This window comes from Mesorhizobium captivum, assembly GCF_033977165.1.
GTDB classification, from domain to species: domain Bacteria; phylum Pseudomonadota; class Alphaproteobacteria; order Rhizobiales; family Rhizobiaceae; genus Mesorhizobium; species Mesorhizobium captivum.
In genome coordinates this window covers 80,671-107,571 of the sequence record NZ_JAVIJB010000017.1, presented here as the reverse complement: position 1 = coordinate 107,571, position 26,901 = coordinate 80,671, and the positions used below count along the sequence as shown (strand labels likewise).

The window sequence follows — 26,901 nt, the reverse complement described above, 5'->3', positions numbered from 1 at the left end:
GTTGGGGAAGCAGACTTGTCGAATCAACAGCTTCTTCGAGATGTCCGCCCTCAGATCCTGTCGCGCAAAGCGAACCAGTTGAGTGCCAGAAACAGCAGCGGCGCGCGAAAACGTCGGCCGCCGGGGAAAGCGGGAATCTTCAGATCCTCGATCAGTTTCAACCGGTCGCGATTGCCGGCGACCGTCTCGGCATAGAGCTTGCCGAAGAAGTTGGACAGCATGACCCCGTGGCCGGAGTAACCGCCCATCGAGATCACGTTCGGCATCACCTCGCGCACGAAAGGCTTCCTCGGCACGGTGATGCCGACATAGCCGCCCCAGCCATGCGTGATCTCGACGTCCTTCAGCGCCGGATAGAGCTCGGCGATCTGCCGCCGGATGTGGATATGGATGTCCTTCGGATCATTGACGGCATAGACCTCGCGGCCGCCGAAAAGCAGCCGCCCATCCTTCGACCTACGGAAGTAGCGCACGACGAAGCGGGAATCGTCCACTGACTCGCCACCCGGCAGCACCTTGGATTCGGCGCCGAGCGGCATGGTCGCGCCGATGAAGGAGCCGATCGGCATGATGTGCGCCGCGCTCACCGGCTCCAGATTGCCGCCATAGGCATTGACCGCGATCAGGCATTTCTCGGCCGATATCGTGCCTTTCGGAGTGGTCACCCTCACCTTGCCGCCGCTCGCGGTAAGGCCGGTCGAGGGCGTCCGCTCGAACAGATGCGCGCCGGCCGCGGCAGCCACTTTTGCCGTGCCGATCACCAGCTTTAGCGGGTGGATATGTCCGGTCCCGGTATCGCGCGTGCCGCCGAAATAGCGCGTCGAGCCCAGCCGTTCCGTTGTCTCGCTGGCATCCATGAATGAGATGTGCCGATAGCCGAAACGGCTCGCCATGATCTCGGCATGGGCCTTGTAGTCGTCGACGTAACGCCGCTTGTGCGCCACCGACAGCTGGCCGGGCATATAGTCGATCTCGATTTGGTTGGCCGTCGCGAAGTCCAGCAGATGCGTCTTGGCCTCTTCCGCGAGATCGAACAGCGCCTTGGCGCGCGAGAGCCCGTATTCGGCCTCAAGTTCCTCGGCCCAGGCGCGCTGGCCCGTGCCGAGCTGGCCGCCATTGCGCCCGGACGCGCCGTCGCCGAAGCGGTAAGCATCGATCAGCACGACATTCGTACCGGCTTTGGCAAGATGCGCCGCCGCCGAGAGACCGGTGAAGCCACCCCCGATGATGACGACATCGCAAGTCCGATCACCGTCGAGCGCTGGATACTCAGGCCGAGGGCCGGCCGAATCTTCATACCAGGACCGGCCGGGGGAGATGGGGGATTGGTAGGGCATGAACGCCGGTGAATGGTGAATAGTGAATAGTGAATGGCTTTGTGCGGCGCAAGCGCTGCGTTCACCCGTCCAGTATGAACCTATTCACCATTCACTATTCACCATTCACGCGACGAAGTCGCCACTCACACATTGAGCAACAAATACTCCCGCTCCCATGGGCTGATCACTTCCATGAAGGTCTCGAACTCGGCGCGCTTGATCGCCGCATAGGTGGCGGCGAAGGATTTGCCGAGGATGGCGCCGAGCTCCCTGTCGCCCTCGAACAGGTCGACGGCCTCGAGCAGGCTGCGCGGCAGATCGATCTCGTCCTCGTTGGCGGTGGTGAGCACCGGGGCCGAAGCCTTTTCCTTTTTCGTGATGCCGATCAGCCCGCAGGCGAGCGAAGCGGCGAGCGCCAGGTAGGGGTTGGCATCGGACGATGGAATGCGGTTTTCGACGCGCCGCGCCGCAGGGTCGGATCGCGGCACGCGGAAGGCCGTCGTGCGGTTGTCGTAACCCCATTTGGTGTTGACCGGCGCCGAGGCCGCCTGCGTCAGCCGGCGGTAGGAATTGACGTAGGGCGCGAACATCACCAGCGCGTTAGGCACATGCTTCTGCATGCCGCCGATGAAATGGAAGAACGCATCCGTCTCGGAGCCGTCCTCGGCCGAGAAGATGTTCTTGCCGGTCTTCTTGTCGACGACCGACTGGTGGATGTGCATAGCCGAACCTGGCTGCCCCTGGATCGGCTTGGCCATGAAGGTAGCGTAGATTTCGTGCTTCAGCGCCGCCTCGCGGATCGTGCGCTTGAACATGAAGACCTGGTCGGCGAGCTCGATCGGATTGCCGTGGCGCAGGTTGATTTCGAGCTGGCCGGCGCCTTCCTCGTGGATCAGCGTATCGATCTCCAGGCCCTGCCGTTCGGAGAAATGGTAGATGTCGTCGATCAGCTCGTCGAACTCGTTGACGCCGGCGATCGAATAGCCGGCGCCGCCGCCGATCGGCCGCCCCGAGCGCCCGACGGGCGGCGTCAGCGGATAGTCCGGATCGGGGTTCTTGCGCACCAGGTAGAATTCGATCTCGGGCGCCACCACGGGCTTCAGGCCGCGCTCGTCATAGGCGGCGAGCACGCGCTTCAGCACATTGCGGGGCGTGAATTCCACCGAACGGCCGTCCTGATGGACGAGGTCGCAGATCACCGCTGCCGTCGGATCTTCCTCCCAGGGCACCACGGTCAGCGTCGAAAGGTCGGGCAAGAGCTTCAGGTCGCCGTCGTCCTCGGGGTAGCGGAAGCCGTTGCCGTCCTCCGGGTAGCCGCCGGAGATCGTCGTCATGAACACCGCCGAAGGCAGCGCCAGCGATGTGTTGGAGGTGAATTTCTTCGACGGCATCATCTTGCCGCGGGCGACGCCGGCCTGGTCCGGCGTGATGCATTCGATGTCCTCGATGCCGCGCCATTCCAGCCAGGCGCTGGCTTCCTTCCAGTTCTTCACACCGCGTTCGTTTTTCAGGAACGCAGGCGTGCGGGCGCGTCCCCCCCGGCTCGACGGACGGACTTCCTTTTTCTCAGGCGGCATCATTCACCAGATTGTGTTGCGGATTTCGAAGTATAGCCGGGCGCCGTGGGAGAAGGGAAGGGGAGGCGCCTCGGGCAGGTAACCGTCTTCGGGCTGGCGGTGCGGCGCCACAACGTCTACACCAGCCACCTGCAACGAACGGTGTCCGCTTATGTCCGTCCCCCATTTGACGACGATCGGCTTCGATGCCGACGATACGCTGTGGCAGAACGAGCAGTTCTTCCGCATGACCGAGCAGCGCTTTGTCGCGATGCTTGCCGAACATGGCGAGGCAAGCCAGGTTTCGGCAAACCTGCTTGAAGCCGCTAAGCGCAATCTCGGTATGTATGGCTTCGGCATAAAGAGCTTCATGCTATCGATGATAGAAACGGCGATCGAGGTTACCGACGGCCGTGTTCCAGCCTCGACCATCGCCGAAATCCTGGCCGCCGGCCGCGACATGCTCAGTCACCCGATCGAGCCGTTGCCGCATGCGCATGAGACGGTCGAAAGGCTCGCCGGTGCCTATCGCCTGGTGCTGATCACCAAGGGTGATCTTCTGGATCAGGAGCGCAAGCTGGCGCAGTCTGGAATGGGCGATCTCTTTGATGCCGTCGAGATCGTCAGCGACAAGAGCGCCGCCACCTATGCCCGCATCTTCAGCCGCCATGGCGACGGTCCGCAGACAAGCATGATGGTCGGCAATTCGCTCAAATCCGACGTGGTTCCCGCCATCGAGGCCGGCGGCTGGGGCATCCATGTCCCGCATGAATTGACCTGGGCTGTCGAACACGCCGAGGCCCCTGATGCGGCGCCGCGTTTCCGACGGATTGCCGACCTTGGCGAGTTGCCGACCCTGGTCGAGGCCATCGCGCGGACTGGCTGAGCTCTGTCCAGGTCTAGGTATCTGTTTTCGCAATTCCGGATGGAAAACCGGTACGCACTTTTCCGGGAGTGCTTAAGCGCGGCCGACCAGGCGATCGATCACCGGTTGCAGCCTTTCAGGCGTGATCGGCTTGGCAACCACCGCGTCGATCACGCTCGACAGGCCGAGGCTAGCCGGCGTGCCATTCCTGGTTGAGAGCAGGATCACCGAGGGCTGCGCCTGGCCGGAAGCGCGCCGCAGCGCGTCGATGCCGGACAACAACCCGTCGCAATCCTTGTCGTCGGGTCCGCCGTCGAGGATGATTGCGCCGGGGACCAAGCCAGCCAAAGCCTTCTCAGCCGTCTCGGGCGACTCAGAAATCGGCTTCAGCCCGGATTTTTCAACGATTTTCGACACCACGACCCGGTTGATCGACGATTTGCCGACCACAAGCACCTTGGAGAAATCCGCCGTCAGCCGGGCAGCCGGGCCGCGGTCCGCCGGTTTCATTGGTTTTCGAGCGTCGTCATGATCGGCGGGAGACATGTTGGGCGGGTGCTCTGGTTCAATGCAGGGTTGAAACCTGAGCGCAATTGGCGTGAGATCGCCAGCGGTGTCAAGCAGAAATAGTGGAAAATGAGAATATAACAAGAATTGCTAAAATTCGGTGCAAGTTCTCCCCGTCACCACAAGCGGAATTCGAAAAAACCGAAAGTCTCCCGAACGTATAGCGCGCGGGAGACACTCGCGGAAGATTGTTGACGTTGCGTCAACCGTGGTTCTGGTGGGTGACGATCACCGGGATCAAAAGATCACCCCAGTTGCCGTCCCCACCATGGTGCCTGGCCGAACGCACCAGTTCCACGGACACGCCTGCCTCGACTGCCTTCATCACCGACTGGTTCAGTCTGTGCAGGTCGTTGGCCAGCATGCGGATCGTCGCCTGCTGATCGACGCTCATTGCGCTCGATTGTTCTTCGGCCCGTTCCTTGACGCGGCTTATAGATGCCATTGGTCTTCTCCCTGACGTAATGCCCTTCGGGCGTTTCCTCTCAATGTTGTCGTCACTCGGCCGCCGGCCTGAACTGGGCGTGCTCGGTCGACTCATGCATGGCGGTGGTCGAAGACTGGCCGCCGGTGATCGCCATCGAGACGGCATCGAAATAGCCGGTGCCGACCTCGCGCTGATGTTTGGTCGCGGTGTAGCCGTGGGCCTCCGCTGCGAACTCGGCTTCCTGCAGTTCCGAATAGGCCGCCATTTGGCGGTCCTTGTAGCCGCGGGCCAACTCGAACATGCCGAAGTTCAGCTGGTGGAAGCCGGCCAGCGTGATGAACTGGAACTTGTAGCCCATGGCGCCGAGCTCCTTCTGGAAGTTCGCGATGGTGGCGTCGTCCAGGTTCTTCTTCCAGTTGAACGACGGCGAGCAGTTGTAGGCGAGCAGCTTGCCGGGATGATGCTTGTGCACGCCCTCGGCGAACTTCCTTGCCTGCTCAAGATCCGGCTTCGAGGTTTCGCACCAGATCAGGTCCGCATGCGGTGCATAAGCGACGGCGCGCGCGATGCAGGGCTCGATGCCGTTCCTGACATGGTAGAAGCCTTCGACGGTGCGGCCGGCATCGTAATCGACGAAAGACCGGTCGCGCTCGTCGATGTCGGAGGTGAGCAGCTTTGCCGCCTCGGCGTCGGTGCGCGCCACCACCAGCGTCGGCGTGCCCATCACGTCGGCCGCGAGCCGAGCCGCGTTGAGGTTGCGGATATGCGCCGCGGTCGGGATCAGCACCTTGCCGCCGAGATGGCCGCACTTCTTCTCCGACGCCAGCTGGTCCTCGTAGTGGACGCCCGCCGCGCCAGCCTCGATGAAAGCCTTCATGATCTCGAAGGCGTTGAGTGGGCCTCCGAAGCCCGCCTCGGCGTCGGCCACGATCGGCGCGAACCAGGTCTCGACCGAAAGTCCCTGGCCTTCGGACGTCTCGATCTGGTCGGCGCGCTGCAGCGTGCGGTTGATGCGCTTGACCAGCTCAGGCGCCGCGTTGGCCGGATAAAGCGACTGGTCCGGATACATGGCGGACGCGGTGTTGGCGTCCGCCGCGACCTGCCAGCCCGACAGGTAGATCGCCTTCAGCCCCGCCCTGACCTGCTGCATGGCCTGGTTGCCGGACATGGCGCCGAGCGCGTTGACGAAATCCTCCTCGTGGATGAGCTTCCACAGCCGGCTCGCGCCCATTTCGGCAAGCGTGTGGCGAATCTGGACCGAGCCGCGCAGCCGCTTCACATCCTCCGGCGAGTAGGGCCGTTCGATACCGTCGAAACGGCCTTCCGGCGCGGACGGGACAAGGTTGTAAAAATCAGTCATCGGTTGCTCCAGGTCGGTCTGCTTTGCTCGGATGGCGCGTTCGTGGGAGTCATTCGGCGCCGTTGACGTGTGACATCGTTTACATCGGGGTGCAAAAAGGGCCAGGAAAACCGGATATTACACGCGAAAATAAGGGAAAACCTGTATTGTGTTTGACAGGCGAGCGCAGTAAATTTGTCACGATTGTAAAAGGCGGTTGGCCGCAGGTCGCGCCATTTCGTGTAAAATCTTGTCAAGGGCAGCCGATTGGCCGACCAGAAAATCTTCGCCGGACCGCGCATCCGCCGGCTTCGCAACGCCAAGGGCCTCACCCAGACGGCGATGGCCGAAGGGCTGGGCATCTCGCCGTCCTACCTCAACCTCATCGAGCGCAACCAGCGGCCGCTGACGGTGCAGCTGATCCTCAAGCTGGCCTCCGTCTACAAGATCGACCCGCACGAATTGCAGGGCGAGACCAAAGGGTCGATTGCGGCGCTGAAGGAAGTGTTCGGCGATCCGCTGCTGGCCGGCGAACTGCCGGGCGACCAGGAACTGATCGATCTCGCCGAAATTGCTCCCAACGCTTCCGCCGCGATGGTGAAATTGTTTCGCGCCTATCGCGAGCAGGCAGAGCGGCTATCGGATCTCAACGAGCTCCTGGCGCGGGAGGGCAGGGCGACCGCCCTGTCCGGCACCCGCCTGCCGGTCGATGAAGTGCACGAGACCTTCGAGCGTCGGCCGAACCATTTCGCGACGCTGGAGGAGGAAGCCGAGGCCTTCATTTCGGTGCTCGATCCCGGAGACGACCTGTTCGGCGCGCTGAAGGACTGGCTGAGGCGCGAGCACGGCATCGTGGTCAAGGTGCTGCCGGTCGCCACCATGCCGAACTGGCGCAGGCGCTACGACCGCCATTCGCAGCGCCTGTTCCTGTCCGAGCGGCTCTCCCCCTTCGATCAGTTGCGCGAGGTCGCCATGGAGGCGAGCCTGATGCGCATGACGGTGGCCGTGGCGGGCGAGGTCCAGGCGTTGAAGCTGGGCAGCGACGAGGCGCGCCGGCTCGCCCGCTTCGAGCTTGGCCGCTATGCCGCGCATGCGCTGATGATGCCTTATCAGGCCTTCCATGCGGCGGCTGTGCGCGCCCGCTACGACATCGACGTCTTGCGCTCGCGCTTCGGCGTGTCCTTCGAACAGGCGGCAAACCGCCTGACCATGCTGCAGCGGCCCGGCGCCTCTGGCGTGCCGTTCTTCATGCTGGAGGTCGACAATGCGGGGAATCGCTTCCGCAAGGCGGGCAGCCTGGGCTATCCGCAAAGCCGCTTCGGCGGCGCCTGTCCGAAGCTTCCCGTCCACGCCGCCTTTTCACAACCGGGCCGCATCCTGGTCGAGGCGGTGGAAATGCCGGACGGCGCCGAGTTCCTCTGCATCGCCCGCACGCTCGAAGGGCCGCAAGGCGCGTTCTCCGAGCGGCCGCGGCGCACCGCGCTTCTGCTCGGCTGCGACGTCGGCTTTCGCGACGAGATCGTTTACAGCGCGGCGCTGCCCGGACCGTCCGCCAGCAAGGCCGCGCAGGGCCCGGCATTCGCGACGCCGGTCGGCCCGGCCTGCAGGCTCTGCGAGCGCGTCGGCTGCCTGGCGCGCGCCGAGCCGCCGGTGACCCGCCCGCTCGGTCTCGACGAGATGGTGACGGGCCTCAGCGCCTTCGATTTCCAGGGATAGTGCCGCCGCTAAGCGTGTAGCGCATTCAGCGGGCGCCATTGGGCTTTGTCCTACATTTCAGCGGATGCTGGATCACGCCGCGCTTCAGTATTTGCGCTACGCGAATGGCATATAGTCTGGTCGTCCTTGGTGGATCGTGCCGCCCGCAAATCGCTGACAGTCCCATCCATGACCGATACCGCCTCGCCCCGCGTTGCCTTGCCTGCCGTCTCGCCGCGCGAGGAGCGGATCGGCATGCTGCTGGTCTTCCTGTCGGCGCTGATGTGGAGTTTCGGCGGCACCATCGCCCGCTTCATCCATGTCGGCGACAGCTGGACCGTGGTGTTCTGGCGCTCGCTCTGGGCGGTGGCCTTCCTCATCGCCTTCATGCTCTGGCGCGACGGCGGGCGCGGCACCTTGAAACTGTTCCGCGGCATGGGGCTGCCCGGGCTCGGCGTCGCTCTCTGTTTCGCCACTGCCTCGACGAGCTTCGTGGTGGCGCTTGCCTACACGACGGTCGCGAACATCCTGCTGATGCAGGCCGGCGTGCCGCTTCTGGCTGCCCTGCTTGCCTGGGTATTGTTTCGCGAGCGCGTGAGCCCGGCCACCTGGATCGCCATTGCCGCGGTCATAACCGGCGTCGCCATCATGGTCTCGGAATCCCTTGGCGGCGCCGTCTCGCCGATCGGCGACGGGCTGGCTCTGCTGATTGCGGTGATGTTTTCGGTGGCGACCGTCATCACGCGCCGTTTCGCGCATGTGCGCATGGTGCCGGCCAATTGCCTTGCTGCGTTGCTTGCCGGCGTATTCGCTGCCTCGCAAGCTTCGGAATTCGCCGTTTCCGGGCGCGACATGGGTTTCCTCTTCGCCTTCGGCGTCCTCAATCTTGGCGTCGGGCTCGCCTTTTTCGCGATGGGGGCGCGGCTCGTTCCGGCCGCCGTTGCGGCGCTGCTTGGCACGTTCGAGCCGATCCTTGGGCCCATCTGGGTCTGGCTGGTCCATGCCGAGGTCCCGTCGGTGCGCACCATCATCGGCGGCGCCGTCGTCGTCACGGCGCTGCTTGTCCATGTCGGGTTTGAATTCAAGCGGCAGACGCGTCCCGAGCGGCCGGGCGTCACCGGCCTGCCGTCTCCCAATTGACGCCGCAGAGTCTTCCCCATTGACAACCCCGTTGCCGGCCGGGCAGGCTGCAATTACGGCAACAACAAGACAGGCGTATCTTGCCAAGTGTCTCCGCCGGCCTCACCGGGGCCGGACCGCATCGTCATATTTCTGCATCCGCCGCGGCGAACGCCGCTGACGCTGCCCGAACATCTTCCTGGGAGGGATGCACGGGCCACAACCACCACTCAACGGTCCGGCGCACCGCCAGGCGCGCGCGCTTGGCGCTCCCCGGAAAGCCCAATAGTCTGAACCAAACGCCGTCCCGCGCCCATATCGCGACGAGCCGGCACGGGAACACTCACCAAAGGAGAACATTATGATCCGCAAAGCGCTTTTGCTTTCGGCGACTTCGGCATTCCTGACGCTCTTCACGGTAGGCGGCCATGCCGACGACCGTGTCGTCAACGTCTACAACTGGTCGGACTATATCGACAGCTCGATCATCGACGACTTCACCAAGAAAACCGGCATCAAGGTCGTCTACGACACCTTCGATTCCAACGAGATCCTGGAGACGAAACTGCTGGCCGGCGGCAGCGGCTACGACGTCGTCGTGCCCAGCGCCAACTTCCTTGCGCGCCAGATCCAGGCCGGCGTGTTCCAGAAGCTCGACAAGTCGAAGCTGCCCAACATCTCCAACATGTGGGATGTCATTTTGGAGCGCACCGCCAAGTACGATCCGGGCAACGAGTACTCGGTCAACTACATGTGGGGCACGGTCGGCCTCGGTTACAACGTCAAGAAGGTGCAGGCGGCACTTGGCACCGACAAGGTCGACAGTTGGGACGTGTTCTTCAATCCGGAGAGCCTGGCCAAGCTGAAGGATTGCGGCGTCTATGTGCTGGATTCGCCGGCCGACATCATTCCGGCGGCGCTGAAATATCTCGGCCTCGACCCGAACAGCACCTCGCCCGACGATATCGCCAAGGCCGAGCAAGCGCTGCTGAAGGTCCGGCCCTATATCCGCAAGTTCCACTCGTCCGAATACATCAATGCCTTAGCCAACGGCGACATCTGCCTGGCGGTGGGCTGGTCGGGCGACGTGTTCCAGGCGCGCAACCGCGCCGAGGAAGCCAAGCAGGGCGTCGAGATCGGCTATTCGGTGCCGAAGGAAGGCGCCCAGATGTGGTTCGATCAGATGGCGATCCCGGCCGATGCGCCGCATGTCGCCGAGGCGCTTGAGTTTATCAACTACATGATGACGCCGGAAGTCATCGCCAAGTCGTCGAACTACGTGCTCTACGCCAACGGCAACAAGGCCTCGCAGCAGTTCGTCGACAAGGCGCTGCTCGAAGACACCTCGGTCTATCCGGACGAGGAGACGACCAAGAAGCTCTATACCGTGCAGCCATACGATCCCAAGACGCAGCGGGTCATCACGCGCACCTGGACCAAGATCGTCACCGGCCAATAAGCGTCGAGAGGCGACCCCGGCAGCCAACTGCCGGGGTCGCCTTCTTTTGAAACGCCAACAAGAAGCACCAAGAACAAGAACGGAGTGGGGACATGAAATCGCTTGGCAGCATCCGCAGGGATTTCGCGCCATGGAGTGATCCAAGCGCCAAGCCATACATCCAGTTCGACAAGGTGACCAAGAAGTTTGGCGACTTCACCGCGGTCAACAGTCTGTCGCTGACCATCTTCGAGCGCGAGTTCTTCGCCCTGCTTGGCGCCTCGGGCTGCGGCAAGTCGACCCTGCTCAGGATGCTCGCCGGCTTCGAGGAGCCGACGGCAGGCCGCATCCTGCTCGACGGCCAGGACCTGCGCGGCATCCCGCCCTACAAGCGGCCGGTGAACATGATGTTCCAGTCCTATGCACTGTTTCCGCATATGACGGTGGAGAAGAACATCGCCTTCGGCCTCAAGCAGGAAGGCATGCCCGCGCCCGATATCGAAAAGCGCGTCGCCGAGATGTTGCGGCTGGTCAAGCTCGAGCAGTTCGCCAAGCGCAAGCCGCATCAGCTTTCCGGCGGCCAGCGCCAGCGCGTCGCGCTCGCCCGCTCGGTCGCCAAGCGGCCGAAGGTGCTTCTTCTGGACGAGCCGCTCGGCGCGCTCGACAAGAAGCTGCGCGAGGAGACGCAGTTCGAGCTGATGGACCTGCAGCAGGAGCTTGGCCTCACCTTCGTCGTCGTCACCCACGACCAGGAAGAAGCCATGACCATGGCCGACCGCATCGCCATCATGGACAAGGGCGAGGTGATGCAGGTCGCCACACCGGCGGAAGTCTATGAGGCCCCGACCTCGCGCTTCGTCGCGCATTTCGTCGGCAATGTGAACATGTTCGAAGGCAAGGTCGCCGAGCGGGCGGCGAATACGACGCGCATCACCGGCGCGACCGGGGCGCAGATCGTCGTCGAGAACGCCGCCGACACCGCCAACGGCGCCGACATCGTCTTCGCGATCCGGCCGGAGAAGATCAAGGTCTCGTCGAAGAAGCCGGCCGACGCCGTCAACGCCCTGGAGGGCGAGATCTACGATGTCGCCTATCTCGGCGACATGACCGTCTATCACATCAAGCTGGACGACGGGCAGATCGTGCGGGCAAGCGCGTTGAACGCGTCGCGCGTCACCGAGGATCCGCTGACCTGGAACGACCGCGCCTGGGTTTCCTTCCGGCCGGATGCCGGCGTCGTGCTGACCAGATAGGAGCGGGCCATGACCAACATCGCCGCCACGGCTTCTCCACCGACCGCAACCGCTGCAGCATTGCCGGCCAGGCTGGCGAAGGGTTTCGTCGAGCGCCTGGTCATCATCATCCCATATCTCTGGCTGCTGTTCTTCTTCCTCGTCCCGTTCATCATCGTCTTCAAGATCTCGCTGTCGCAGACGGCGATCTCGATGCCGCCCTACACGCCCGTGCTCGATTTCAGCGATGGTATTTCGGGATTCTTCGCAGGCTTCCGCGAGCTGAACTTCGACAACTACACCTGGCTGACCCAGGACGCGCTCTACTTCAACGCCTATGTGACGAGCCTCATCATCGCCGCCATCTCGACGCTGCTGACACTGATCGTCGGCTATCCGATCGCCTACGGCATGGCGCGCGCGCCGGCGACAGTACGCCCGACCTTGCTGATGCTGGTGATCCTGCCGTTCTGGACCTCGTTCCTGATCCGCGTCTATGCCTGGATCGGCATCCTCAAGCCGGAAGGGCTGCTCAACCAGGTGCTTCTGTCGTTGCACCTCATCAGCCAGCCGCTGGTCATCCTCAACACCTACACCGCGATCTTCATCGGCATCGTCTATTCCTACCTGCCCTTCATGGTGCTGCCTCTCTATTCGTCGCTGGAGAAGATGGACTATTCGCTGATCGAGGCGGCGCAGGATCTTGGCTGCCCGCCGACTGGCGCCTTCTGGAAGATCACCTTCCCGCTGTCGCTGCCGGGTGTCATCGCCGGCTGCCTTTTGGTGTTCATCCCGGCCGTCGGCGAATTCGTCATCCCGGACCTTCTCGGCGGTTCGCAGACGCTGATGATCGGCAAGACGCTGTGGAACGAGTTCTTCGCCAACCGCGACTGGCCGGTCTCGTCGGCGGTGGCGGTCATTCTGCTCCTGGTGCTGACCGTCCCGATCATGTTCTTCCAGCAGGCCCAGGCGCGCGCCCAGGAGCAAGGCAAATGAACGCCACCTGGAGCCGCTTCAACATCACCTCGATCGTGCTCGGTTTTGCCTTCCTCTATCTGCCGATCGTGCTGCTGATCGTCTTTTCCTTCAACGAATCGAAGCTCGTCACCGTCTGGGGCGGCTTCTCGACCAAATGGTACGTCTCGCTGTTCCACAACCGGGGCCTGATGGACGCCACCTGGGTGACCGCGCGTGTCGGCGTCATCTCGGCCACCGTTGCGACCGTGCTCGGCACGCTGGCCGCGATCACGCTCACGCGCTATACGCGCTTCAAGGGGCGGGTGCTTTTTTCCGGCATGGTCTTTGCGCCGCTGGTCATGCCGGAAGTCATCACCGGCCTATCGCTGCTCTTGCTGTTCGTGGCGGTCGGGCTCGACCGCGGCTTCTTTACGGTGACGCTCGCCCACATCACCTTCACCATGTGCTTCGTGGCCGTCGTCGTGCAGTCGCGCCTGGTCTCCTTCGACCGTTCGCTCGAGGAGGCCGCCATGGACCTCGGCGCGCCGCCGGTGAAGACTTTTTTCCAGATCACCTTGCCGGTCATCATGCCGGCGATCATCTCAGGCTGGATGCTGGCCTTCACGCTGTCGCTCGACGACCTGGTCATCGCCAGCTTCGCTTCCGGCCCTGGCGCAACGACATTGCCGATGAAGATCTACAGCCAGGTGCGCCTTGGCGTGACGCCGGAGATCAACGCCGCCTGCACCATCCTGATCGCGGTGGTCGCGATCGGCGTTATCATCGCCTCGATCGCCAACAAGCGCCGCGAGGTCCAGCGCCAGCGCGACGAGCAGGCCGCGCAACGCGGTTAAAGCTTGTCTCCCGAAAGTGGGCCCGGTTTCCGGACGAAGACATGCTTAAAAATCAAGAACCTAAAGCAGGTCGCGTGAATCCTTTTTCACGCAACCTGCTTTAGGCAATTGCCTTATTGGCCTGAAACGCCCCGGCTGATCGGCGAGATGAACGGCGTGCTCCAGTTGCCGCCAACGAAGAACAGCGACTGCTTTGGGGGCGGCGGTGCCTGCACGGGCGCCTGACCACCGGCGGCTGGTTGCTGCGCCGGCTGCTGTGCGGGCTGTTGTTGCGCAGGCTGTCCGTTCGGGATGATGCCGCCGGACAGCGCCAGGCCGCGCCCGCTATAGGAGGCGATGCCGGAAAGCCAGATCTTGTACTTCTGGGAATTGACCTCGGCCTTGTCCAGCCGCGCCACGCCTTTCGAGATGCTTGCCTTGATCTCGGCGCCGTCGATCGGCAGCGAGCCGTCGGCGACATCGTCAAGCGCGAAGAACCCGCCCTGTTCGTTGCGCTTGAGGAAGGCAGGCAGGTTGAGGCCGTTGAGCGAGCCCGGCCCGAACGTCGCCGAGAAGGATCCGTCAGCGTTCTCGAAGATCGAGTCCCAGGCCTTGCCCGGCCCCTTGAGGATGATCGAGACGGTTCCGGTGCCGGCCGGCATCAGCCGCGTCATCCCGGCCGCGGTGGCGAAGGCGCCGGTGTCGACATCCGACGCCAAAAGCCGCAACTCAACCTGGGTGCCGTCCGGCTTACGGTCGAAACGCAGGCTGCTCTGGATGTTGCCATTAAAGGCAGAGGCGTCGGAGATGTCGAAGACGGCAAGCCCGTTCTTGACCTGCGCGGTCGCGGCGACATCGGCGAGCTGTATCGGGCCGACAGTGGCGTGCGCCGCCGACAGCCTGAGATCGAGGTTGATCTTGTCGGCGAAGCTGGTGTCGATCTCGCCGGGGCCTGCTTCGCCGGTGGGAGTGATCGGTGTGAAGGCGGAAAGGAACGATCTGAGATCGAGCGTGTCGAAGGCAAGCGTGCCGGAAATGACGGGCAGGGCCTCGCTGAACGAAAAGTCCAGCGCTCCCATGCCGGGGTTGTTGTCCAGCGCCACCGTCGTGTTCTCGAATTTCGCCCGTCCCGCCGACGCCGTCACCTTGCTCGCGACCGAGACGGAGCCGATCGCGGCGCCAGGCGCGATGCCGGCCTGTGACCATTCAAGCAGGCGTCTGAGCGACGGAGCAGTGAATTTCGCCTGGCCGTCCAGATAGGCGTTCTCCGACATCGACGCCACGCCGTCGAAGGAGAGGGTGGCGGGCGCCGCCTTGAAGGCGAGCGTGACGGGCGCGACACCTCCGGCAAACAGCACCAGCGGCCTCGCCGAGGAAAAGTCGATCTGGACGCTTTCGCCGCGCCATATGCCGGTCGCCGTAAGGGTGGCGTCACTGTTCATCGCCGCCCAGTTCACCTGGCCGCTGAGGCTGCTCAGGATCTCGGTGTCCTTGCCGCCCACCGAGGTCACGACACGGCCGTCGCGGAACTCGACGGTGCCGAACGGATCGGAAGGCAGTCTGCCGAGGTCGGGTTTCTGCGGGTTCGCGGTGACCACGCCGCGCGCCGTGTCGATCGAGCGCGTGATGCGGCCGCCGGAAGGCCGAGGCGGCAAATAGAGGCCGCTCGCCGTGCGCTCGACCCTGATCGTCGGCCGCACCAGTCTTGCCGTCGAGAATGCCACGTCGCCTTGCAGGGCGGCCATGGCGGAGAGGTCGACTTCGACACGCTCGGCTTCGACCACCGGCGGCGCGTCGGTCTCTGTCCATTGCGACAGCGTCACGTCGCTGAGGATTGCCCGGAACTTCGGCCACACCTCGATGCGCGGCGAGCCGTCGATCGTCACGCGAAAACCGCTCCAGGCGCTCAATTCCCAGGCGATGCGGTCGCGCACGATCCGCGTCGAGGCAATCAGCGGCAGGGCGGCGACGGCCAGCGCGATGACCAGCACCGCAACACCGATCACCCATACCCCGCGCCGGATCAAAGATGATGGCATTTCGCCCCGTATGCTTCCATTGCCGACAAATCGCCCGACGGGTGTAACCGAGCGCCGACGCTTTTCAAGTCTTTATGGCCCTGCGATGGCATTTGCGCCGTATCCTTGTCGGCCATTCCAACAAAATCTTGCTCCGCTGCGCTGCGGTATGCATAAGCGATAAACCCGTCCGGCCCGCAAATGCCACGCCGGTTTTGGGACAACGACGCAGGCGACATCAGGCTTAACTGCCGCAATCGCGACGCGCTTTGGGAGGAACGATGATGGCCGCCGACACCCCCTTGTGGACGCCGACGCAGGACCGTATCGCCTCCGCGCCCATGACCGCCTTCATGAAGGCCGCGGCTGCGAAGTCAGGGGCGGCTTTCTCCAGCTATGCCGAGCTGCATCGCTGGTCGATCGACGATCGCGAGGCGTTCTGGAGCTTGGTCTGGGATTTTTGCGGGCTTGTCGGCGACAAAGGCGAGCGGGCGCTTATCGACGGCGAGAAGATGCCGGGCGCGGCCTTCTTTCCCGACGCGAAGCTCAATTTCGCCGAGAACCTCCTGAAGAAGACAGGCGGCGGTCTGGCCATCGTCTTTCGCGGCGAGGACAAGGTAGAGCGCAGGCTGTCCTGGAACGAGCTCAACGCGCTCACCTCGCGCCTGCAGCAGCTGTTCCTGTCGCTTGGAGTCAGAGAGGGCGACCGCATCGCCGCCATGATGCCCAACATGCCCGAGACGGTCGCCGCCATGCTGGCCGCAGCGTCGATCGGCGCGGTCTGGTCCTCCTGCTCGCCCGATTTCGGCGAACAGGGCGTGCTCGACCGTTTCGGCCAGATCGAGCCGGTCGTCTTCATCGCGCCCGACGGCTACTGGTACAACGGCAAGGCGATCGAGGTCGCCGACAAGGTCCGGGCGGTGGCCGAGAAACTCGCGACCGTGGGCAAGGTGCTGATCGTCGACTATCTCGGCACATCTTCCGATGTCGCCGCCACCATCGACAAGGCAGCGGCGCTGGAAGAGGCGCTAGAGCCCTTCGCCGCCAAAGCGCTCATCTTCGAGCGGCTGCCGTTTTCGCACCCGCTCTACATTCTGTTCTCCTCCGGCACCACTGGGATCCCGAAATGTATCGTGCATTCGGCCGGCGGCACATTGATCCAGCATGTCAAGGAGCATCGCCTGCATGCCGGCCTGCTCGACGGCGATCGCTTCTTCTACTTCACCACCTGCGGCTGGATGATGTGGAACTGGCTGGTCTCGGGCCTCGCCTCGGGGGCGACGCTTCTGCTCTATGACGGCTCGCCCTTCTATCCTGACGGCAACGTGCTGTTCGATTTCGCCGATGCGGAGGAGATGACCCATTTCGGCACTTCGGCGAAATTCATCGATTCCGTCCGCAAGGCGGGGCTGAAGCCCATCACGAGCCATGACCTCGAGAGCGTGCGCACCATCTCGTCCACGGGATCGCCGCTGTCGCCGGAGGATTTCCGCTTCGTCTATGACGGCATCAAGACGGACGTGCACTTGGCCTCTGTCTCAGGCGGCACCGACATCGTTTCCTGCTTCGTGCTCGGCGTGCCGATAGAACCGGTCTGGACCGGCGAGATCCAGGGACCGGGTCTCGGCCTTGCCGTCGATGTGTGGAACGACGACGGCAAGCCGATCCGGCAGGAGAAGGGCGAGCTCGTCTGCACGAAAGCCTTCCCGTCGATGCCGATCGGCTTCTGGAAAGATCCGGAAGGCAAGAAATATCACGCGGCCTATTTCGAGCGCTTCGACAATATCTGGTGCCATGGCGACTTCGCCGAATGGACGGCGCATGGCGGCATGATCATCCATGGCCGCTCGGACGCCACGCTCAATCCGGGTGGGGTGAGGATCGGCACGGCGGAGATCTACAACCAGGTCGAGCAGATGCCGGAAATCCTGGAGGCGCTGTGCATCGGCCAGGATTTCGACAATGACGTGCGCGTTGTGCTGTTCGTGCGGCTGGCCGCCGGCGTGAGCCTCGACGAAGATCTGGAAAAGCGCATCCGCGCCAGGATCCGCACCGGTGCCAGCCCCCGCCATGTGCCGGCAAAGATCGTCGCGGTGACCGACATCCCGCGCACCAAATCCGGCAAGATCACCGAGCTCGCCGTGCGCGACGTCGTGCATGGCCGCGCCATCAAGAACAAGGAAGCGCTCGCCAACCCGGAGGCACTGGAGCTGTTCAGGAACCTGCCGCAGCTGGCCGATTAGAGCGCTGGCACATGGTTAACGAAATCTATCTCCCGAATTTACCTAGATTTCACGAGTGGTACACATTCGTAAATTTTTTCGGCCCCCGGTAAGGACTTGTTAAGGGACGGCGCCGATAGTCGCGTGTAACTTGAGGGAGAAATCCCGTTCCTCGTCCCCTGAGGTTCAGATTCGCTCAAGCCCCCGTTGTGACAGCAATCCCATCTTTCAAGGCGTCCATTGGACGCCTTTTTCTTTTGGGCTCGACTATTCGGCCAGCACGCGCGTCGAGGGGAAGCCGACCTCGACCAGCGTGCCTTCGCCGGGCGTGGAGGTGATGGCGAATCGGGCGCGGTTGGCCTCCACCATCGCCTTGGTCAGCGGCAGCCCGAGCCCGGTGCCGTCGCCGCGGCCGCGCTTCAGCGCATTGATCTGCTTGAACGGCTTCAGCGCCTGCTCGATCTCGGCCTGGGTCATGCCGATGCCGGTGTCGCGCACCCGCATGACGACGTCGCCGGAAGCCTCGTAGGCTGTCGACACGATCACCTGGCCACCGGCCTGCGTGTAGCGGATGGCGTTGGACAGGATGTTGAGCGCGATCTGGCGCACGCTTCTCAAATCCGCCACCACTTCGGGCAGCCGCGAGGCGAAGCTCGAGCGGATGATGACGCGCTCGCGGTTGGCCTGCGGCTGCATCATCGCCACCGTCTCGGCCAGCGTGTCGTTGAGCGACACCGCCTCGTAGGCCATCTCCTGCTGGCCGGCTTCGATCTTGGAGATATCCAAGAGGTCGTTGACGAGGTCGAGCACGTGATTGCCCGAACGGTTGATGTCGCGCAGATAGTCGCGGTAGCGGTCGTTGGCGACCGGGCCGAATTTCTCGTCCACCATCAGTTCGGAAAAGCCGATGATGGCATTGAGCGGCGTGCGGATCTCGTGGCTGATGCGGGCGAGGAAATCCGTCTTCTGCGAGGAGGCGCGCTCGGCCACGGCGCGCGCCTGGGTGAGGTCCTCCTCGGCGCGCTTCCACTGTGTGATGTCGCGCACCACGGCGCAGAAGCCGCTGTCGTTGGGCAGCCTGCCGATGGTCATGAACAGCGGAATGAAGCGCCCCTGCGCCTCGCGCCCGATGACCTCGCGACCGTCATTGAGCAGGCTCGCCACGCCCGGCTCGGAAAGACCGGCGAGATAGTCGCGCGTCGCGCGCTGGCTTTCGATGGCGAACAGCGAGGCAAACGGCTTGCCGGCAATCTCGTCGCTGTCGAAGCCGAACAGGGCTTCCGCCGGACGGCTGATCGAGCGGATATTGCCGTCGCGGCCGATCAGCACCACGCCGTCGGTGGCGGTGTCGATGATGGTGCGCATTTCGGCGATGCGCGACTTGAGCTCCGAAACGTCCGGCTGCTGGCTCGGCTCGTCATTCGCCGCGCTGAAATGCGCCGCCGGCGCCTCGTCCTCGCCCGAGCGGCGCACCACCAGCATCAGCGCCTTGCCGCCGCGCCACGGCACGGAACGCAACAGCGCATCGATCGGGAATTCCTGACCCTGGCGGGTCGTGAGCTTCAGCGAACGGTCGCTTTCGTCGGTCTCGCCATCGTCGGCGTAATGGTCGGCGAACAGCGCGCCCAGCCCGCCCGCATCGGCAAGGTCCTCCAGCGTGTCATAGCCGGTGAGCTCGAGGAACGCCGCATTGGCGTAATGCAGCACATCACCGGAATGGATGAGCAGCGGCACCGGCAGCCTGGCGATGATCGACGTGTCGGGCGCCCTGGATTCCTCCCCGGTGGAGAAAGCCGATGGCACGAAGCCTTCGAGCTTGAGCAGCGGCACCGTGAGGCGCGGCCGTTCCGGTAACGCCGCTTTGCCTTCGCCGGGCTGTCCAGCTTCAGGCAGGGCGCTGTCGGAGCCGGCCCAGTCCTCGCTGTCTTCCGCGTCGCGAAAATCGTCGGCGGTCATGCTGTCGTCGTCAGCGCCAGCGTCAGGCGCCTCGGCCGGCGGTTCATCGGCGGTGTTCTCGCGCCCGGCATAGTTGAGCAGCGAACCGGACCCGGGTGCCGTTTCGTCTTCGCCACCGGCAGTCTCGGAAGTGTCGTCGATGCCGTCGAGCCGAGCCAGGTCTTTCTGATCCTCCGCCTCGGTCTGCGCCTCAGCTGTCTCGACGGCTTCGGCCTCGGGCTGCGCTTGGTTGTCTTCCCGCAACGCAGGCTCATTCCCGGTCGCGTCGGGCGCCTTCAGATCGTATTCGCCGGTCTTCCTTTCGCCGGCCTTCGGCTGCTCGGCCGCGGGACCGGCCTTGCCGGCGGGCGCGGTCTCATCGGGCTGCTTTTCAGCGCCGGCGGTTTCGCCAGTCGTCGGCTCAGCCGGGCCGGAACTGTCCTTCCGCAGCCGCTCGCCGATCTCGCGAAAGGCGCTGCGCTCGAGGATCGACAGACCCTTGTCATTTCCCTGCTGCCTGTCATCTCCCTGCTGCTTGTCGTTGGCCGGCTGCCTGTGCTCGGCCAGCCGGATCACCTTGTCGGCATAGCGCCGCTCCGGCTTCGGCACGATGGTCAGCGCCGGCACCTCGCCCTGGAACGGGTCGGCGGGCTTTGGCGGCTCGGCCGCCGGCTGCCCGGCGGCAGGTTCGGGTTTGGCCGGTGCGGAGCCATTGGGCACAAGCGCCATGCCCAGCGCTTCCGGATCGACAACAGCGTCGGCGCTGCGCGCGACGCCGAAGCCGCGAAAACCCTCGAAGGCGCGGCTGCGGCCATAGACCGGCAGCGCCGCCAGATCGACGGGGATCTTCAGGTCCATGCCAGCCACCGGCCAAAGCACCGAGCGCCCCGACCAGGTATCGCGCCGCTCGAGCAGGGTGGCGATCTCGCCCGATGCGTCGAGACCGAAAGTCGTGGCGACGTCCCTGAAGCGCCGGCCGATCACATCGGCGGCCGGCTTGCCGACGATGTCGGCAAATTCCGGCGACAGCGCGCTGAACTTGCCTTCGGCGTCGGTGCGCCAGACGAAACGCAGCGGCGGCGCCGAACGGTCGATATTGCGAGCCGCGGCCGGCTCTGCCGGCGGCGCGGATTCGGCGGCGTCCTGCTGGCTTTCGGCCGCGGCATCCGTCGGTTCGACCCGTGCCGGCGCTTCCGGTTCGGGCCGCCCCGCCTCGTCGCCGCCGGCGTTGAAATACCAATGGTCATGCTGCGCGGGGCCGGTATCGGCAGCCTGCTTGCCTGCCTCGGTGCTGGTATCGTTCTCGCGGGCGGGCTCGGCTTCGGTGGCGGCGCTCTTGTCTTCGGAGATGGTGGACGCGCTTTCCGACGCTGCCGCCCGATCGCTGCTAGGCCGGTCGTCCTGCCGGTCGTCGAGTTGATCCTCGTCGATCACCACCAGCAGATGGCGCTGGTCGGTGAGCCGCGCGAAACCGGCCGGGTAGGAGGCGTTTGCACCGGGAACAAGGCGCTTGACGATGCGGTCTCCAGCGCTTGCCACGTCCGCGACAAGGGCAGCCAGGGTCTCCGGCTTGATGCCGAGCGCTATAAAACCCTCCGAAGCCGCCTCGATTTGGCCTTGGGCATCGACGAAGGCAATGAAATGCCCAGCCTCGGTGAAGCCGCCGATGGCGCGGCTGGCGATTTCGTCCGCACTGCGCGAACCGGTCTGCGCCGCCGGTATCGCCAGCATGATCGCCTTTTCGCCGTCCGGCATCGTAACCGTGCTGGCGAGCAAGCCGACGGCACGGCTCACTATGCCGGTCGCCAGCCTGACGGTGATGGCGCGGTCGCTGCCGATGTCCGGAAAGCCGCTGGTCGCCATGATCTGCCGCCTGGCGATCAGCGGCAATTGTGCCGAGGCGCCGATGATGGCCTCGATATCCGGATAGCCGAACACCGCGGCACCTGGCCCGTTGGCCCAGATCACCTGCTCGAGGTCGGCCGACAATATGGCAAGCGCGTCGCCGGCGGCAAAGCGCTGGCGCACCGCATCGAGCACGGCGACGTCGAGGAAGGAGTAATTTTCAGGCGGCATGCGCTGGCGAACCCTCCGCAAGCGGGCATTTCGGTTAACGCTTTGTTAATAAAAGCGTACGGAGCGAAGGTCCACAAGCCATGCCGTGCATCGGCCGAAATCTCTGGGCTCGTGGTTAACGGTCGGGCAATTTTTATGGTGCGCTGCAACAAAGATATTGCAATGCACAAAATTTGCCTTTATATTGCCATCATGCATGAACGAGACGGCTTTCTGTCAAAGCCGCTGCCCCTGAAAGGTTGGAAAATGTCCAAGACGACCACGAAGACCGCTGAGACCATCGAGAACATTGAATTCCCGAGCTTCGACGCTTCCAAGGCCACCGATCAGATCCGCGCCTTCGCCGAGAAGGGCGTCGAGCAGTCGAAAGAGGCCTATGCCAAGCTGAAGAACAGCGCCGAGGAGACCCAGAAGGTTCTGGAGTCGACCTACGAGACCGCCAAGACCGTTTCCAGCGACCTGTCGCTCAAGTCCATCGCCATCCTGCGCGCCAACGCCGAGGCCAGCTTCTCGCATCTCGAAGCCCTGGTCGGCGCCAAGACGCTCTCCGAGGTCGTCGAGCTGCAGACCGCCTTCCTGCGCAAGCGTGCCGAGATGGCCGTCGAGCAGGCCAAGGACTTCCAGACCGTTGCTTCCAAGGCCGTCGAGGACGTCTCCAAGCCAGTGAAGACCGCTTTCGAGAAGGCGTTCAAGGACAGCAAGGCGGCCTGATTCCAGGTCGCAACCTTACGATGCATCAAAACGTCGCATTTCGTCAGACAAATAGATGTGCGACGATTTGATTGGATGAATACCCGGAGGGCGAAACCTCCTCCCTTCTCTCTCCGGGGTGACCAGCCAGCTCCTCCTCCCGCTGGCTCGTAACAGGAAAAGGCCGGCACCTCCTCCCGCCGGCCTTTTCTTTTGCCTGGATAAATGGTGCCCGGTGCACTGAGCCGGCCTTTGCCTCATCAAAGGCCTTGAATTAGACTCTGATAGCCCGTATTGGACGCATCGCCGACGACAGAGCCGACGCGGAGAATGATTTCTTCTCGGGTTGCGCTCAGGCGGATGTGCCGTTGTAGCTCAGTTGGTTAGAGCACCAGATTGTGGATCTGGGGGTCGCTGGTTCGAGCCCAGCCAACGGTACCATCGCCTTCTTAGAGCAATTCCAGGAAAAGTGCGCCGCGGTTTTCCGTCCGGAATTGCGTGAAACAAATATCAGAGCGGCTCATTGGTTCCAGCAAAAAGCCGAATCCCTCTGACGCTCACGTCGCTTTGCCGGCCACCGCGTCCATTCCCATCTTCTCCTCCGAAATGTCGTCGAACGAGGCGTAGTTCATGTTGTAGAGGCGGGCGTAGAGGCCCTTTCGTTCCATCAATTGATCGTGGTTGCCGCTTTCGACGATCTCGCCGTTCTGCAGCACGATGATGCGGTCGGCGCCGCGGATGGTGGCCAGCCGGTGGGCGATGACGAGCCCGGTCCGGCCTTCCAGCAGCTTTACCAGCGCCTTCTGGATCAGCATCTCGGTGTAGGAATCGATGCTGGCAGTGGCCTCATCGAGCACAAGGATCTTGGCGTCGGCCACCAGCGCCCGCGCGAAGCTGATCAACTGCCGCTGGCCGAGCGAGAGATTGCCGCCGCGCTGCTTGAGCTCGGTGTCGTAGCCGTCGGGCAGATGCTCGATGAAGTCGTGCGCGCCCACGGCCTTTGCCGCGCGGACCACCTCCTCTCGGGTCGCGCCGGTCTTGTGGTAGCGGATGTTTTCCAGCACCGTTCCGGAAAACAGAAACGGCTCCTGCAAGACCATCGCCATCTGTTCGCCGAGCGAATCCTGTGTCAGGTCGCGCACGTCGTGCCCGCCGACCAGAACCTGACCCGACCACACATCGTAGAAGCGATGCGCCAGCGCCATGGAGCTCGACTTGCCCGAGCCGGTCGGACCGACAAGTGCTACGGTCTCGCCCGGATTGACGCGGAAGCTGACGTTCTTCAGCACCGGCTGGTTCCGCCGGTAGCCGAAGGTGACGTTCCTGAACTCGACCGATCCGTCCATTTCGCGCGACAGGGCTACCGCGCCTTGCCTGTCGCTGACGTCCACCGGCACGTCGAGCACTTCGGAGATGCGCTGTCCCGAGGCCATGGCGCGCTGCATGACGCTGTACTGCATGGTCAGTGAGCGGATGGGGTCGAAGAAGCGCTGGATGTAGAACAGGAACGCCACCATGACGCCGACGTCGAGGCCGTGCGACAGCACCATCGAACCGCCGACGACGATGACCGTCGCCATGGCCATGCCGGTCAGCGCATCGACGATCGGCACCATCACCTGCGCATATTTGGCCGACCTCAGATGGGCATTGAGATTGGCCAGCACCTTCTCGTCATAGAGGTCGAAATTGACATGCTGGCGCTCGAGGCTTTGCACGGTGCGCACGCCGTGAATGCCTTCGGCCAGCGCGCCATTGGCGATCGAGTTGGTTTCGTGCGCGGCCATGAAGGCGACCTTGGCGCGCGGCAGCCAGAACAGGCGCACGATGAACAGCATCGGCATGGTCGAAAGCGTCAGCAGCCCGAGCCGGAAATCGAGCCACAAGAGCACGCTGACAATGCCGAACAAGAGCACGATGTCGCCCACCGACATGACGGACGTTTCGAGGAACTCCTGCATCGAATTGACGTCGCCCTGCAGGCGCGACATCAGCCGGCCGACCTCGGTCTTGTCCATGAAGCTCAGCGAGACCCGCTGCAGATGGCCGAACATGGCGCGGCGCAGGTCGGAGAGCACGTTCTCGGCCACCTTGCCGACGACGCTTTCCTGCACGTAGCTCGCCGCATAATTCATAAGGATGACCGCCGAGAAAGCGGCGGTCGCCCAGGCCATCACCGACCGGTCCAGTCTGCCCGTCGCCATGCCGTGGTCGATGGCGTAGCGGATGATCAGCGGGATCGCCAATTGTGTCAGCGTGAACACCAGCACCGCGGCGACCGAGATGAAGATCCGGGTCCGGTACGGCCTCACGAAGCTCCAGATGCGCCGCACGACGCGCGGATCATAGGCCTTGCCGAAAACCTCCTCCTCGTCGCGGTGCGAGCCGACGACCGCCTTCGCCGGACGCCCGCTGGTATCTTCCTTCTCGTCGTCGCGCGGGTCCGACATCACGCGGCTCCCAGTGCTGCGGGCCGGTCGTCGTCGGGTCGCAGCTGCAGGTCGTAGAGCGCGCGATAGCGTCCGCCCAAGGCTAACAATTCCTCATGTGTGCCGCGTTCGACGATCCTACCGCCCTCGACGAACAGGATCTGGTCGGCATGCATCAGCGAGCCCAGCCGGTGCGAGATGATCAGCGTCACGCGATCCTTGGCGAAGCGCTTCATCGCCGCCCGGATCCGCTGTTCGGTGCCGGCATCGATGGCCGCGGTGGAATCGTCGAAGACCAGCACCGAAGGCCGCAGCATCAGGCTGCGGGCGATGGTCAGGCGCTGCCGCTGGCCGCCGGAAAGTGAGGCGCCGCGTTCGCCGACGATCGTGGTGTAGCCGGCCGGAAGCCCGATGATGTAGTTGTGCAACTGGGCATACTCTGCGGCCTGGCCGATACGGGTCTCGCGGGCCCAGGGATTGCCGTAGGCGATGTTGTTCTCGATCGAGGTCGTGAACAGGAACGCGTCCTGCTGCACGACGCCCACCGCCTTGCGCAGCGACTGCAGTGTGACCGCGCGGATGTCCTGGCCGTCGATGGTGATAGTGCCCGAGGTCACGTCGTAGAAGCGCGGGATCAAATGCGCGATGGTCGACTTGCCGCTGCCGGGCGGGCCGACAATACCGATGGTCTGGCCGGGCCTGGCCTCGAAGGAAATGCCCGACAATGTCGGCCGCCCGGTTGAACCTGCATAACAGAAGCCGACATCGTCGAAGCGCAGCACGCCTTCGGTGACGACGAGCTCCCTGGCGCCCGGCACGTCCTTGATGTCGAGCTCGGTGTCGAGCAGCTCGAACAGCCGCGTGCCGCAGGTCGAGGCGCGTGCGAACGAGTTGACCATCAGGCCAAGCTGGCGCACCGGCATCTGCAGGATGGTCATGAAGGTGAGGAACTGAGCCAGCGTGCCGACGCTGATTTGACCCGACATCACCTTCTGGCCGCCGAACCAGAGCACAAGGCCCATGGCCGCCAGGAACGAGAAGTTCATGGCGCTGGTGTTGCTGACGCGGATATCGACGCGCTGGTTGGCGAGGTCCAGCGCATCCTGCTTGGCGCGGTCGAATTTCTTGAGCTCATGGCGCTGCGCAGCAAAAGCGCGCACGACACGGATGCCGCCGAGATTCTCGTCCATCACCCGGCTCAGCACCGACAGGCGCTCCTGCAGCGTCAGCCAGGTGCCGCGCAGTCTCAGCTGGGTGACGGAGGATCGCCAGGCGACGAACGGCACAAAGCTCAGGCTGAGCAGCCCGAGCACGAGATCGGTGCTGATTAGCAGATAGGCGCCGACGCCGATCAGCACGCCGAGCAGGACCACGCGCAGGACGCCGGTGGAAAAGAACATGCGCACGCCGTCGAGATCAAGCAGCCCGAGCGTAATCAGATCGCCGGTATGGACCCGGTCGTGGAAGGCAAAGCTCAGCCGCTGGATCTTCTCATAGAACGCCAGGCGCAGCTCATAGCCGGTCCGATGGCCGACGGCCTCGCCATAGTAGTTCTGCGCCATGGTGAAGAGGCCGCGCAGCACGCTGACGACCAAGAGTGTAAGCGCCGTGTTCCAAAGCGCCTGTTCCGCAGCAGTGCCGGCGCCCACGGCCATCACGCCTTGCGCCTGATCGATGGCGCGCCCCCGCAGGCGTGGAATAAGAAGCTGCAGCGTCGCGGCAATGAAGGTCGAGACGATGGTGATCGCGACTTGCCAGGGATGGCGCAGCGTCATGCGCATGATGCGCAGCAGGGTGCTGAGCCCCTTGCCCCAGGAGGCTTCCGCCACATGGGCAAAGGACTTGCCGCGCTCCGGCGCGCTGCTTTTTGCATCCGTATGCAAAGGAAAATATCCAAACCGATCCGGACATTAGCCCGGACGAATGAAACAGACTCAGTTTGAGCGATGTGATGTTACGCGTGCCCGACTTGAGCGTTCAAGGGCCAATGAAGGCATCGCACTGTGCCTGTTGAAGGCGACTATAGGCTTCCGATCCGATGGTTGCCTTGCCTGACGCGGCGGAAAGAAGCAGGACCGCGAGCGGAGTCGACATTGTCTGAGGATATCACTATATAGCGGCGGCTTTCGGCTTCTCGCCCTTGCGTGCGCCTGCGAGATCGCCGTAAATGCGTTGCGTATTGTG

Annotated in this window: 18 protein-coding genes and 1 tRNA gene; 10 read left to right on the top strand and 9 right to left on the bottom strand. The window is 63.7% G+C overall.

Going from position 1 to position 26,901, the window contains the following annotated elements; translation table 11 throughout:
* Positions 1-50: 50 nt before the first annotated feature.
* Positions 51-1,337, bottom strand: a complete 1,287-nt coding sequence (locus RFM40_RS16455; protein ID WP_320277807.1) for an NAD(P)/FAD-dependent oxidoreductase — start codon at positions 1,335-1,337, stop codon at positions 51-53.
* Positions 1,338-1,462: 125 nt separating this feature from the next.
* Positions 1,463-2,899, bottom strand: a complete 1,437-nt coding sequence (locus RFM40_RS16450; RefSeq protein WP_430691682.1) for a glutamine synthetase family protein — start codon at positions 2,897-2,899, stop codon at positions 1,463-1,465.
* A 148-nt stretch (positions 2,900-3,047) separates the two neighbouring features.
* On the opposite strand from RFM40_RS16450, the gene RFM40_RS16445 reads away from it, so the two are divergent.
* Entirely contained in the window at positions 3,048-3,761 is a 714-nt protein-coding gene (locus RFM40_RS16445) for an HAD family hydrolase (RefSeq protein ID WP_320226403.1), read from the top strand.
* 72 nt (positions 3,762-3,833) lie between these two features.
* Here RFM40_RS16445 and RFM40_RS16440 read toward each other — a convergent pair whose 3' ends face one another.
* From RFM40_RS16440 to aceA, 3 genes are all read right to left on the bottom strand, one after another.
* Positions 3,834-4,250: a response regulator gene (locus tag RFM40_RS16440; protein ID WP_320226404.1), complete on the bottom strand. Its 417-nt coding sequence runs from the start codon at positions 4,248-4,250 to the stop codon at positions 3,834-3,836.
* Between the two features lie 259 nt (positions 4,251-4,509).
* Entirely contained in the window at positions 4,510-4,752 is a 243-nt protein-coding gene (locus RFM40_RS16435) for an SMc00767 family acetate metabolism repressor (protein WP_059186117.1), read from the bottom strand.
* Positions 4,753-4,804: 52 nt separating this feature from the next.
* Entirely contained in the window at positions 4,805-6,094 is a 1,290-nt protein-coding gene (gene aceA / locus RFM40_RS16430) for an isocitrate lyase (RefSeq protein ID WP_320226405.1), read from the bottom strand.
* A 246-nt stretch (positions 6,095-6,340) separates the two neighbouring features.
* Here aceA and RFM40_RS16425 point away from each other — a divergent pair, with 246 nt between their 5' ends.
* The 6 genes from RFM40_RS16425 (at position 6,341) to RFM40_RS16400 (ending at position 13,368) form a co-directional block, all read left to right on the top strand.
* The gene (locus tag RFM40_RS16425) at positions 6,341-7,789 is read left to right on the top strand and encodes a helix-turn-helix domain-containing protein (protein ID WP_320226406.1); all 1,449 of its coding nucleotides are present in this window, start codon (positions 6,341-6,343) and stop codon (positions 7,787-7,789) included.
* Between the two features lie 168 nt (positions 7,790-7,957).
* Positions 7,958-8,908 (top strand): DMT family transporter, encoded by a 951-nt coding sequence (locus RFM40_RS16420; protein ID WP_292372007.1) that lies wholly within the window; start codon positions 7,958-7,960, stop codon positions 8,906-8,908.
* 340 nt (positions 8,909-9,248) lie between these two features.
* Entirely contained in the window at positions 9,249-10,346 is a 1,098-nt protein-coding gene (locus RFM40_RS16415) for a polyamine ABC transporter substrate-binding protein (RefSeq protein ID WP_320226407.1), read from the top strand.
* A 92-nt stretch (positions 10,347-10,438) separates the two neighbouring features.
* A complete protein-coding gene (locus RFM40_RS16410; protein WP_320226408.1) occupies positions 10,439-11,578 on the top strand; it encodes an ABC transporter ATP-binding protein in 1,140 nt (379 codons plus the stop codon).
* A 9-nt stretch (positions 11,579-11,587) separates the two neighbouring features.
* Entirely contained in the window at positions 11,588-12,553 is a 966-nt protein-coding gene (locus RFM40_RS16405) for an ABC transporter permease subunit (RefSeq protein WP_320226409.1), read from the top strand.
* Positions 12,550-13,368, top strand: a complete 819-nt coding sequence (locus RFM40_RS16400) for an ABC transporter permease subunit (protein ID WP_320226410.1) — start codon at positions 12,550-12,552, stop codon at positions 13,366-13,368. The genes RFM40_RS16405 and RFM40_RS16400 overlap by 4 nt, the downstream gene beginning before the upstream one ends.
* A 113-nt stretch (positions 13,369-13,481) precedes the next feature.
* Here the strand turns inward: RFM40_RS16400 and RFM40_RS16395 are convergent, their stop codons facing one another.
* On the bottom strand, positions 13,482-15,386 hold the full coding sequence (locus RFM40_RS16395; RefSeq protein WP_320226411.1) for an AsmA family protein: 1,905 nt from the start codon (positions 15,384-15,386) through the stop codon (positions 13,482-13,484).
* Positions 15,387-15,649: 263 nt separating this feature from the next.
* Between RFM40_RS16395 and RFM40_RS16390 the strand changes: the two genes are divergently transcribed.
* Entirely contained in the window at positions 15,650-17,608 is a 1,959-nt protein-coding gene (locus tag RFM40_RS16390; protein WP_320226412.1) for an acetoacetate--CoA ligase, read from the top strand.
* A 246-nt stretch (positions 17,609-17,854) separates the two neighbouring features.
* Here the strand turns inward: RFM40_RS16390 and RFM40_RS16385 are convergent, their stop codons facing one another.
* Entirely contained in the window at positions 17,855-21,598 is a 3,744-nt protein-coding gene (locus RFM40_RS16385) for a PAS domain S-box protein (RefSeq protein ID WP_320277806.1), read from the bottom strand.
* 246 nt (positions 21,599-21,844) lie between these two features.
* Here RFM40_RS16385 and RFM40_RS16380 point away from each other — a divergent pair, with 246 nt between their 5' ends.
* A complete protein-coding gene (locus RFM40_RS16380; protein WP_320226414.1) occupies positions 21,845-22,309 on the top strand; it encodes a phasin in 465 nt (154 codons plus the stop codon).
* Positions 22,310-22,652: 343 nt separating this feature from the next.
* Positions 22,653-22,729 (top strand) — tRNA-His (locus RFM40_RS16375).
* Positions 22,730-22,845: 116 nt separating this feature from the next.
* Here the strand turns inward: RFM40_RS16375 and RFM40_RS16370 are convergent.
* Positions 22,846-24,738: an ABC transporter ATP-binding protein gene (locus tag RFM40_RS16370; RefSeq protein WP_320226415.1), complete on the bottom strand. Its 1,893-nt coding sequence runs from the start codon at positions 24,736-24,738 to the stop codon at positions 22,846-22,848.
* A complete protein-coding gene (locus RFM40_RS16365) occupies positions 24,738-26,600 on the bottom strand; it encodes an ABC transporter ATP-binding protein (protein WP_320226416.1) in 1,863 nt (620 codons plus the stop codon). Before RFM40_RS16365 ends, RFM40_RS16370 begins: the two co-directional genes overlap by 1 nt.
* Positions 26,601-26,901 lie beyond the last annotated feature (301 nt).

Excerpts from the sequence above, each read along its gene's own strand:
- aceA (WP_320226405.1), bottom strand. The coding sequence starts at position 6,094 with ATGACTGATTTTTACAACCTTGTCCCGTCCGCGCCGGAAGGCCGTTTC.
- RFM40_RS16370 (WP_320226415.1), bottom strand. The coding sequence starts at position 24,738 with ATGTCGGACCCGCGCGACGACGAGAAGGAAGATACCAGCGGGCGTCCG.
- RFM40_RS16440 (WP_320226404.1), bottom strand. The coding sequence starts at position 4,250 with ATGAAACCGGCGGACCGCGGCCCGGCTGCCCGGCTGACGGCGGATTTC.
- RFM40_RS16415 (WP_320226407.1), top strand. The coding sequence starts at position 9,249 with ATGATCCGCAAAGCGCTTTTGCTTTCGGCGACTTCGGCATTCCTGACG.
- RFM40_RS16445 (WP_320226403.1), top strand. The coding sequence starts at position 3,048 with ATGTCCGTCCCCCATTTGACGACGATCGGCTTCGATGCCGACGATACG.
- RFM40_RS16390 (WP_320226412.1), top strand. The coding sequence starts at position 15,650 with ATGGCCGCCGACACCCCCTTGTGGACGCCGACGCAGGACCGTATCGCC.
- RFM40_RS16405 (WP_320226409.1), top strand. The coding sequence starts at position 11,588 with ATGACCAACATCGCCGCCACGGCTTCTCCACCGACCGCAACCGCTGCA.
- RFM40_RS16450 (WP_430691682.1), bottom strand. The coding sequence starts at position 2,899 with ATGATGCCGCCTGAGAAAAAGGAAGTCCGTCCGTCGAGCCGGGGGGGA.
- RFM40_RS16400 (WP_320226410.1), top strand. The coding sequence starts at position 12,550 with ATGAACGCCACCTGGAGCCGCTTCAACATCACCTCGATCGTGCTCGGT.
- RFM40_RS16420 (WP_292372007.1), top strand. The coding sequence starts at position 7,958 with ATGACCGATACCGCCTCGCCCCGCGTTGCCTTGCCTGCCGTCTCGCCG.
- RFM40_RS16455 (WP_320277807.1), bottom strand. The coding sequence starts at position 1,337 with ATGCCCTACCAATCCCCCATCTCCCCCGGCCGGTCCTGGTATGAAGAT.
- RFM40_RS16380 (WP_320226414.1), top strand. The coding sequence starts at position 21,845 with ATGTCCAAGACGACCACGAAGACCGCTGAGACCATCGAGAACATTGAA.
- RFM40_RS16395 (WP_320226411.1), bottom strand. The coding sequence starts at position 15,386 with ATGCCATCATCTTTGATCCGGCGCGGGGTATGGGTGATCGGTGTTGCG.
- RFM40_RS16410 (WP_320226408.1), top strand. The coding sequence starts at position 10,439 with ATGAAATCGCTTGGCAGCATCCGCAGGGATTTCGCGCCATGGAGTGAT.
- RFM40_RS16435 (WP_059186117.1), bottom strand. The coding sequence starts at position 4,752 with ATGGCATCTATAAGCCGCGTCAAGGAACGGGCCGAAGAACAATCGAGC.
- RFM40_RS16385 (WP_320277806.1), bottom strand. The coding sequence starts at position 21,598 with ATGCCGCCTGAAAATTACTCCTTCCTCGACGTCGCCGTGCTCGATGCG.